General features: G+C 71.5%; 11 protein-coding genes. 7 read left to right on the top strand and 4 right to left on the bottom strand.

The window, feature by feature from the left end:
* Together H5J29_RS12505 and hemQ are read left to right on the top strand one after the other, a co-directional pair.
* On the top strand, positions 1-1197 hold a 1197-nt coding region (locus H5J29_RS12505; protein WP_181781106.1), incomplete at its 5' end, for an FAD-dependent oxidoreductase.
* Positions 1198-1433: 236 nt separating this feature from the next.
* Positions 1434-2129, top strand: coding sequence for a hydrogen peroxide-dependent heme synthase (hemQ, locus tag H5J29_RS12500; protein ID WP_181781105.1), 696 nt, complete (start codon positions 1434-1436; stop codon positions 2127-2129).
* 51 nt (positions 2130-2180) lie between these two features.
* Here the strand turns inward: hemQ and msrB are convergent, their stop codons facing one another.
* Positions 2181-2618 (bottom strand): peptide-methionine (R)-S-oxide reductase MsrB, encoded by a 438-nt coding sequence (gene msrB, locus H5J29_RS12495; RefSeq protein WP_181781104.1) that lies wholly within the window; start codon positions 2616-2618, stop codon positions 2181-2183.
* Positions 2619-2690: 72 nt separating this feature from the next.
* The gene (locus H5J29_RS12490; protein ID WP_181781103.1) at positions 2691-2975 is read right to left on the bottom strand and encodes a hypothetical protein; all 285 of its coding nucleotides are present in this window, start codon (positions 2973-2975) and stop codon (positions 2691-2693) included.
* Between the two features lie 50 nt (positions 2976-3025).
* Between H5J29_RS12490 and ligD the strand changes: the two genes are divergently transcribed.
* A complete protein-coding gene (ligD, locus tag H5J29_RS12485) occupies positions 3026-4030 on the top strand; it encodes a non-homologous end-joining DNA ligase (protein ID WP_181781102.1) in 1005 nt (334 codons plus the stop codon).
* A gap of 18 nt (positions 4031-4048) precedes the next feature.
* Here the strand turns inward: ligD and H5J29_RS12480 are convergent, their stop codons facing one another.
* Positions 4049-4243 carry a hypothetical protein gene (locus tag H5J29_RS12480; RefSeq protein ID WP_181781101.1) on the bottom strand — a complete coding sequence of 65 codons (195 nt, stop codon included), beginning with the start codon at positions 4241-4243 and terminating at the stop codon, positions 4049-4051.
* Positions 4244-4525: 282 nt separating this feature from the next.
* Between H5J29_RS12480 and H5J29_RS12475 the strand changes: the two genes are divergently transcribed.
* Genes H5J29_RS12475 through H5J29_RS12460 form a run of 4 tightly spaced genes read left to right on the top strand, consistent with a single transcriptional unit; the run spans position 4526 to position 8118 of the window.
* Positions 4526-5173, top strand: coding sequence for an ABC transporter permease (locus tag H5J29_RS12475; protein WP_181781100.1), 648 nt, complete (start codon positions 4526-4528; stop codon positions 5171-5173).
* A complete protein-coding gene (locus H5J29_RS12470) occupies positions 5166-6344 on the top strand; it encodes an ABC transporter ATP-binding protein (RefSeq protein ID WP_312858180.1) in 1179 nt (392 codons plus the stop codon). Before H5J29_RS12475 ends, H5J29_RS12470 begins: the two co-directional genes overlap by 8 nt.
* Positions 6341-7147, top strand: coding sequence for an ABC transporter permease (locus H5J29_RS12465; protein ID WP_181781099.1), 807 nt, complete (start codon positions 6341-6343; stop codon positions 7145-7147). Before H5J29_RS12470 ends, H5J29_RS12465 begins: the two co-directional genes overlap by 4 nt.
* A 5-nt stretch (positions 7148-7152) precedes the next feature.
* Positions 7153-8118 carry a glycine betaine ABC transporter substrate-binding protein gene (locus tag H5J29_RS12460; RefSeq protein WP_181781098.1) on the top strand — a complete coding sequence of 322 codons (966 nt, stop codon included), beginning with the start codon at positions 7153-7155 and terminating at the stop codon, positions 8116-8118.
* Positions 8119-8199: 81 nt separating this feature from the next.
* Here H5J29_RS12460 and H5J29_RS12455 read toward each other — a convergent pair.
* On the bottom strand, positions 8200-8612 hold a 413-nt coding region (locus H5J29_RS12455), incomplete at its 5' end, for an alpha/beta hydrolase (RefSeq protein WP_181781097.1).

Below are 8612 nucleotides of genomic sequence, written 5' to 3'. Positions count from 1 at the left end.
GAACGGACCCGCCCCCTGAGCTGGGAACCCGGCTCGGACGTGGCTCTGGGCGGCCTGCTCCGCGAGCGCTTCGGCCACGAGGTCGCCGAGCGCCTGGTGGAGCCGCTGCTCGGCGGTGTCTACGCAGGCAGGGTCGATTCGCTGGGCCTCAGAGCCACCATCCCCACCCTGGCCGCGGCCCTGGACGCGGGGGCGGTGTCCCTGACCGAGGCAGCGACCAGAGCCACCACCCCACCCCCCGCGAGTCCCCCGGTCTCGACGCGCGAGTCCCCCACTCTCGACGCGCGAGTCGGACACCCCACCCCCGCGAGTCCCCCGGTTTCGACGCGCGAGTCGGACACCGTGGACGCGCGGGTCGGACAGGGCGGTCCCGCGGGTCTCGTGAGTGCAGGTCGCCCGACCGACCCCGCCGGCTCCGGTGGACCCCGGGTCTCGGGGCAGACCGCGGGTGCGGTGTTCGGCGCGGTCCGCGGGGGGTACCGGGTGCTGCTCGAGGCGCTGCTCTCGGCGTCGAAGGCGGAGCTGCGGCTGGGCACGACCGTCCGTGAGCTCGCTCGGACCGCCCGGGGATGGCGTCTGACCTCCGGGCCGACCACCGCCCCCGAGCAGCTCGAGGTCGACGCCGTGGTGCTCGCCGTCCCGGCGCCTGCGGCGGCGAGGCTCGTGGCGGGCACCGAGGCGGCAGGGCCGCTGGGGGAGATCGAGCTGGCGTCGTCCGCGGTGGTGGCGCTGGCGTACGGGGACGTCGCGGGGCCGGACACCTCGGGGGTCCTGGTCGCGGCGGACGAGCCGCTGGCGATCAAGGCGGCCACGCACTCGTCGACCAAGTGGGCCCACGTCTCGCCCGACGGCCTCCTGCGCCTGCGGGTGTCGATGGGTCGGTTCGGCGAGGTGGCGTCGCTGCAGGTCGACGACGCGGAGCTGGTCGCCCGCGCCCGCCGTGACCTGGAGACCCTCCATGGGATCACCGCCGCGCCGGTCGACGTGCACGTGCAGCGATGGGGCGGTGGCCTCCCGCAGTACGCGGTCGGCCACGGCGGGCGGGTGGCGGCGATCGAGGCCGCGACGGCGGGGCTACCGGGCCTCGAGGTCGTCGGCGCGGCCCTGCACGGAGTCGGGGTCCCCGCGTGTATCGGGACGGCGCGGTTGGCCGCGGATCGCCTCGCCACGGAGCTGCTGGGCGCCGATCGACGGTGACCGGGCGAGGGATTCGCACCCCTGAGCCCTTGATCAGTCCGCTGACCCACCCGTGCCGTAAACGGCGTCGATGGGTCGGACGCGGCGATCTGGGGTCCGCTGGGCCGCGGAGGGCTCCAGGTGGTTCGAGGCCTGCGGTGGCGCGTGTCGCCGGTCTGGTCTCGAACTCGTGTGGGGGAGCCGGAGTGGGGTGGGTCTCGGTCGGCCGGGGTGCAGGCCGTGGCAGCATGAGGCCCATGGCCCGCCTCGACTACGCCGAGCTGAACGCGACGATCCGCTACACCATGTGGTCGGTGTTCCGGGTGGAACCCGGCAGGCTCGGCGAGGACCGCGCGGCCGCCGCCACGCAGGCCGCCGAGTTCGTGGACCAGCTCCAGGGCAAGGGCGTGGTGGTGCGCGGGGTGTACGACCTCGCGGGTGTGCGGGCGGACGCGGACTACATGGTCTGGTGGCACGCGGACAACCTCGAGGCGCTGCAGGCGGCCTACGCGGACCTGCGCCGCGAGACGAGCCTCGGGCGGGCGTCCACCCCGGTCTGGAGCCAGGTCGCGCTGCACCGCCCGGCGGAGTTCAACAAGAGCCACATCCCGGCGTTCCTCGCCGGTGAGGACCCCAAGCGCTACGTCTGCGTGTACCCGTTCGTCCGCTCCCTGGAGTGGTACCTCCTGCCGGACGACGAGCGTCGCAAGATGCTCGCCGACCACGGCAAGGAGGCCCGCGACTACCCGGACGTGCGGGCCAACACCGTCCCGGCCTTCGCCCTCGGCGACTACGAGTGGATCCTCGCCTTCGAGGCGGACGAGCTGCACCGGATCGTCGACCTCATGCGCCACCTGCGCGGCACGGAGGCCCGCCGCCACGTCCGCGAGGAGATCCCCTTCTACACCGGCCCCCGGGTCGAGGTCGGGGACCTGGTCAGCACGCTCCCGTAGGAGCCACCTCGTGGGCGCACGGGATCTCCCGTGCGCCCCGGGCCGCAGTGGCTACTCCGCGGGCTCGAGCGTCATCGAGATCGAGTTGATGCAGTACCGCAGGTCCGTGGGGGTGGGGTAGCCCTCGCCCTCGAACACGTGCCCCAGGTGGCTGTGGCAGGCGGCGCAGACGACCTCGACCCGGCGCATGCCGAGCGTGGTGTCCACCTTCTCGATCACGGCGGCGTCCTCCGGTGCGTAGAAGGAGGGCCAGCCGCAGTGCGACTCGAACTTCGTCTCGGACTTGAACAACTCCGCGCCACAGGCGCGACAGTGGTAGACCCCGACCGTCTTGGTGTCGGTGTACTCCCCGACGAACGGGCGCTCGGTCCCCGCCTGGCGGAGCACCTGGTACTCGGCGGGGCTGAGCTGCTCCCGCCACTCGGCCTCGGTCTTCACGACCGCGGCGGCGGGCTCGGTCGAGGACGTCTCACGGCTGAACAGACCCATGCGTTCACGCTAACCCTTCCCGGCATCGGATGCCGTAGACCAGAACGCCGGGAGGGCCGCAGATGTTTCGCGCTACAACCAGGTGCCGAGCACGAACACGAGCGCGTTCGCGACGACCCACACCACGCCCACCAACAGCAGCACGACGACGCCGACCGCCGCCCAGTACCGCCCGCCCTGCGCGCGGTTGGCGGACTCCGCGAAGTCCGACACCCCGTCCAGGTACCCCTCGACCGTGAACGACGGCCGGTCCCGCTGCATGCGGTCCAGGTGCTCGGCGAACGCACGGGCCTCCGGGTCGGCGGGATCCAGACCGCACAGCTCGTCGTCGAAACGACGCGTCCAGCCCTCGCTCATGTCGGCCAGGGTAGCCCCGATGATCGGCGCGAGCCGGTAGGTTCGCCGCCATGGCGGCGAAGTCGGTCATCCTGCTGGACGTCGGTGGGCGCGAGGTGCGGCTCACCAGCCCGGACAAGGTCGTCTTCCCGGAGCTCGGGATCACCAAGCGCGAGGTGATGGAGTACTACCTCGCCGTGGCCGAGCCGATGGTGAAGGTCCTCCGCGAACGGCCGACCAACCTCAAGCGCTATCCCGACGGCGTCGACGGCGAGCCGTTCTTCGCCAAGCGGCTGCCGAAGGGCGCGCCGGACCACATCGAGACCGCGAAGGTCACCTTCCCCAGCGGCCGGACCGCGGACACCTTCTGTCCCACCGAGCCGGCGTCGATCGCGTGGGCCGCGAACATGGGCACGCTGGACTTCCACCCGTGGCCGGTCCGCCGCCCGGACACCGACCACCCGGACGAGCTGCGGATCGACCTCGACCCCCAGCCCGGCACCGACTTCGCCGACGCGGTCGAGGTCGCGGGCGTCCTGCGCGAGGTCCTCACCGAGGCGGGGCTGACCGGCTGGCCGAAGACGTCCGGCGGCCGCGGGCTGCACGTGTTCGCGCCGATCCGGCCGGAGTGGGACTTCATCCAGGTCCGACGCGCGGTCATCACCATCGCCCGCCGGGTCGCCGACCGGATCCCGGAGAAGGCGACCGTCGCGTGGTGGAAGGAGGAGCGCGGCGAGCGCGTGTTCCTCGACTTCAACCAGGCGGCCCGGGACCGCACCATCGCGAGCGCCTGGTCGATCCGCGGCCTCCCGCGCGCGACCGTCTCCATGCCGTTGACCTGGGACGACCTGGCCGCCGCCGAGCCGGACGACTTCACCCTCCGCACCGTCCCCGGCCTGCTCGCCGACCGCGGGGACGCGCACGCGGAGATGGGGGAGGAGCGGGGCGGCTGCGAGACCGCCCTGGAGTGGTACGAGGCGGACGGGCTGGGCGAGATGCCCTACCCGCCAGAGTACCCGAAGATGCCGGGCGAGCCGATGCGGGTGCAGCCCAGCCGGGCCCGCACCAAGGACTAGCGAATGACTGGCGCAGGACTAGCGGAAGACCCTGATCCCGGCGCGCTCGGCCCGGAAGCGACGGCAGCCGCAGGTGGCGCAGTCGCTGCCCGCACGCCAGTGCTCGTGCGACTCGGCGCCGTGGCCGCAGCGACAGGCGCTGGTCACGACCCCCGCGACGTGGGCCGACAGCGGCGCGACCGAGGTGGCGCGGTCCGGCAGGATCATGGTCATCGACTTGTTACCCCCGACAGGTGTCCGACGTGACTTCCACCGGCCTGTCGCGGCACCCGCGCCGATGGTTTCGGCCGGACGCCAGGTTTCATCACGATTAACGACAGGCTGATCCGGTGAGCGGTGCCGCCGCCGGAAGGAGCAGGTCGCGGTGGTGTCCGGAGCAGGACACGGACGACGTGCTCTCCGGATACCCGGCGCGAACCGTTCCATCCCCGTAGGGTTCGCACACCGCCCGGCCGAGTAGCGGCCGCGTGCAACGGTGACGAGAGGAGGTGGGGGATGAGCCTCTGGCAGTACGTCGCCGAGCGCTGGGACCGGCTGTCGCTACAGGCATGGCTGCACGTCAGCGGTGTGGTCCAGTGCGTGATCCTCGCCGCGATCATCGGGGTGGCCGTCGGCGTCCTCGTGTACCGCAGCTCAGCCGGATCGGCCATCGCGACCGCGTTGTCCAGCACGATCCTGACCATCCCGTCCTTCGCCCTGTTGGGCCTGTTGATCCCGATCGTCGGCCTCGGCGTCACGCCGAGCGTCATCGCCCTCACCCTGTACGGGCTGCTCCCGATCGTGCGCAACACGATCGTCGGGCTGGCCGGGGTGGATCCCGCGGTGTCCGACGCCGCGAAGGGCATCGGGATGAGCCGGGTCGGCGTGCTCTCGCGCGTCGAGCTGCGGCTGGCCTGGCCCGCGATCCTCACCGGCATGCGGGTATCCGCGCAGATGCTGATGGGCATCGCGGTGATCGCGGCCTACGCCAAGGGCTTCGGCCTCGGCTCGGAGGTCTTCTCGGGGCTGACCCGCGCGGGGTCGGCCAACTCGCTCAACCAGGCGCTCGCCGGAACCCTCGGCGTGGTCATCCTGGCCCTGATCCTCGACGGGATCTTCGTCCTGATCTCCCGTCTGACCGTCCCGAGGGGGATCCGTGACTGAGACTCTCGACCAGCCCACCGAGCAGGGTGTCTCCGGAGCGGAGATCCGCCTGGAGAAGGTCACCAAGAAGTACCCGAACACCGCGGCCCCCGCGGTCGAGGAGTTCAGCATGACCATCCCCGCGGGGAAGGTCGTGGTGTTCGTCGGGCCCTCCGGCTGCGGCAAGACGACGACGATGCGGATGATCAACCGGATGGTCGAGCCGACCTCGGGCGTGATCACCATCGGCGGGCAGGACGCGCTCAGCCTCGACGCCGACGAGCTCCGCCGCGGGATCGGCTACGCCATCCAGCAGGCCGGACTGTTCCCGCACTACACGGTCGCCCAGAACATCGCCGTGGTCCCCGGGCTCCTCAAGTGGGACAAGAAGCGGATCGACGCCCGCGTCGAGGAGATGATGGACCTCGTCGGCCTGGACCCGGGGACCTTCGCGAAGCGGCTGCCCCGCCAGCTCTCCGGTGGTCAGCAGCAGCGCGTCGGGGTGGCCCGGGCGCTCGCCGCGGACCCGCCGGTGCTTCTGATGGACGAGCCGTTCGGCGCCGTCGACCCGATCACCCGCGGCAACCTGCAGGACGAGCTGCTGCGTCTGCAGTCCGAGCTGGGCAAGACGATCGTGTTCGTCACCCACGACTTCGACGAGGCCGTGAAGCTCGGCGACAAGATCGCCGTGCTGGGGGACCGGTCGTCGATCCAGCAGTACGACACGCCCGACGCGATCCTGGCCAACCCGGCCAACGACACCGTCGCCGGGTTCGTGGGGGCGGGCGCGAGCCTCAAGCAGCTCACCCTGATGCGGGTCCGCGACGTGCAGTACCACACCGACGAGGTGCTCGCCGTCGGCGACCACGAGCGCCCCGCCGCCGTCGCGGAGAAGCTGACCAAGGCGGGCCGCGTGTACGCCTTGGTGCTCGACGCGCGCAAGCGCCCGCAGCGCTGGGTGCACGTCCGCGAGCTGGCGGGCAGGCAGGACCTCTCGACGGTCGGCAAGCCGGTCGGGGACTCGGTGTCGGTCCAGTCCACGCTGCAGGACGCCCTCGAGGCGATCCTCACCGAGGGCGGGCGCGCGGTCGTCACCGGCAACCGCGGCGAGCTGCTGGGCACGATCGACATCGACACCGTGACGAGCGTGATCGCGAACGTCCGCGAGGAGCACGCCGGGGACGAGGCATGACAGCCGTCGCGGAGGGCCTGGCCGGGATCAGCGAGACCCGGTCCTTCGAGGAGAAGCCCAGCGTCGCGAGACGGTCCGACCGCATCCGGCTGTTCATCCAGCCGATCGCCGTCGTGGTGATCGTCGCCGCGGTGCTGACCTGGGTGCTGGCGGGCGACCTCAACGCCAACGAGTCCGAGACCCTGAACCTGCCCACGATCCTGACGCTGACCGGCCAGCACATCCTGATCACGCTGGTGGTGAGCGTGCTGGTCGTGGTGATCGCGGTGCCGCTGGGCATCGCGCTGACCCGGCCCGCGCTGAAGTGGCTCAGCCCCGTGTTCCTGGCGATCGCGAACATCGGCCAGGCGGCGCCCGCACTCGGCGTGATCGTGCTGTTCTTCCTGTGGACGGGCATCGAGGGCCTCTGGGCCGTGTCGATCCCGCTGATCTTCTACACGCTGCTCCCGGTGCTGCGGAACACGATGGTCGGCATCCAGCAGGTGGACCGGTCGCTGATCGACGCGGGCCGCGGGATCGGGATGTCCGCCTCGGGCGTGCTGTTCAAGGTGGAGCTGCCGTTGGCCGTCCCGCTCATCCTGGCGGGGCTCCGCACGGCACTGGTGCTGGCCGTCGGCACGGCCACCCTGGCCTTCTTCGTCAACGGCGGCGGGCTCGGCGAGCTGATCGACACCGGCTACAAGCTGCAGCTCAACTCGGTGATGTACGTGGGGGCGGTGCTGGCGATCGGGTTGGCCCTGCTCGTCGACTGGCTCGGCGGCATGGCCGAGGTGTGGCTGTCACCCAAGGGGGCCTCCGAGTGAACCGCGTGAAGAGACTCGCCGCGGCGCTGCTGGCGGGTGCGTTCGTCCTCACCGGCTGCGGCCTCTCGACCAACACCGCGGTCCCGTTCACGGTCACCCCGGGCTCGATCCAGCCGGTCCCCGCGCTCCAGGGCGTCACGATCACGGTGGGCTCCAAGGACTTCACCGAGCAGATCCTCGTCGGGTACATGGCCGAGCTCGCGCTCGCCGCCGCGGGGGCCGACGTCCGGGACCTCACGAACATCCAGGGCTCGTCGAACTCCCGGCTCGCGCTCAAGACCGGGGACATCGACCTGACCTGGGAGTACTCCGGCACGGGCTGGATCAACTACCTGGGCCACACGGACCCGATCCCCGACGAGCAGGGGCAGTTCGTGGCGGTCCGGGACGAGGACCTGGCGCAGAACGGGATCCGGTGGCTCCCGTACTCCGAGCTGAACAACACCTACGCGTTCGGCGTCACGGAGGCCTACGCGCAGCAGCACAACCTGAGGACGACCTCGGACATGACGACCTTCCTCACCCAGAACCCGGACCAGGCCGTGTTCTGCGTGGAGACCGAGTTCGCCAGCCGCCAGGACGGCCTCCCGGGCGTGCAGAAGACCTACGGCTTCCCGACGACCGAGGTGAAGACCTTCGGCACCGGCGCGATCTACGCAGGCGTCGCCAACGGCACCTGCAACTTCGGTGAGATCTTCACGACGGACGGCCGGATCGCCGGGCTCAACCTGCGCGTGCTCGAGGACGACAAGAAGTTCTTCCCGCAGTACAACATCTCCGTCGTGCTGCGCGAGGACTTCTACCGGCAGCACCCGGAGATCGAGCAGGTCATGCAGCCCGTGGCGATGGCGCTGAACAACGAGGAGATGATCGAGCTCGGCAAGCGCGTCGACGTCGACGGCGAGGACACCGCCATCGTCGCCAGGGACTGGATGGTGGAGAAGGGCTTCATCGGCGCCGACACCGCCTGACCCCCGAGAACGCATGGTGGAGCCACAACTGTCGGTCGGAGCCTCCGACACGACGGTTGTGGCTCCATGACGCGAGTGGGGTCAGGCGGGGCAGACGGTGCCGTCTCTGGGCATCGCGCCCGCGACGAGGACCTGTTCCACCAGGGCGGTGACGCAGGCGTTGCGGGGGTAGGCCCCCTGGCCCGCGCCCTCCCACCCCACGAAGGCGCTGCGGCCCAACAGCTGTGCCACCCGCCGTGCGCCCGCGGACGGGGCGCCGGGGTCCGCCGCCTTGCCCAGCACCAGCAGCGGCGGGGTCTCCGGCGGCAGCGCGGTGAGGTCGGGCGCGCCGGGGGCGGTCGGCCACGGCCCGCAGGCCAGCAGCCGGTGCGCCGCGGCCACCCCGAACAGCGGGTACTGCGTGCCCCAGCGGTTCGCCAGCTCCGCGACCTGCGGGGGTGCGAGCCGTTCGGCGGAGTCGTTGCACGCGGTGGCGAGGGCGGTGTCGAACGTGC

Origin of the sequence: Pseudonocardia pini, assembly GCF_013870575.1 — a bacterium.
Classification (GTDB): Bacteria; Actinomycetota; Actinomycetes; order Mycobacteriales; family Pseudonocardiaceae; genus Pseudonocardia; species Pseudonocardia pini.
Note: the sequence above shows the minus strand (reverse complement) of the source record. Positions and strands in the feature narration are given on the sequence as shown.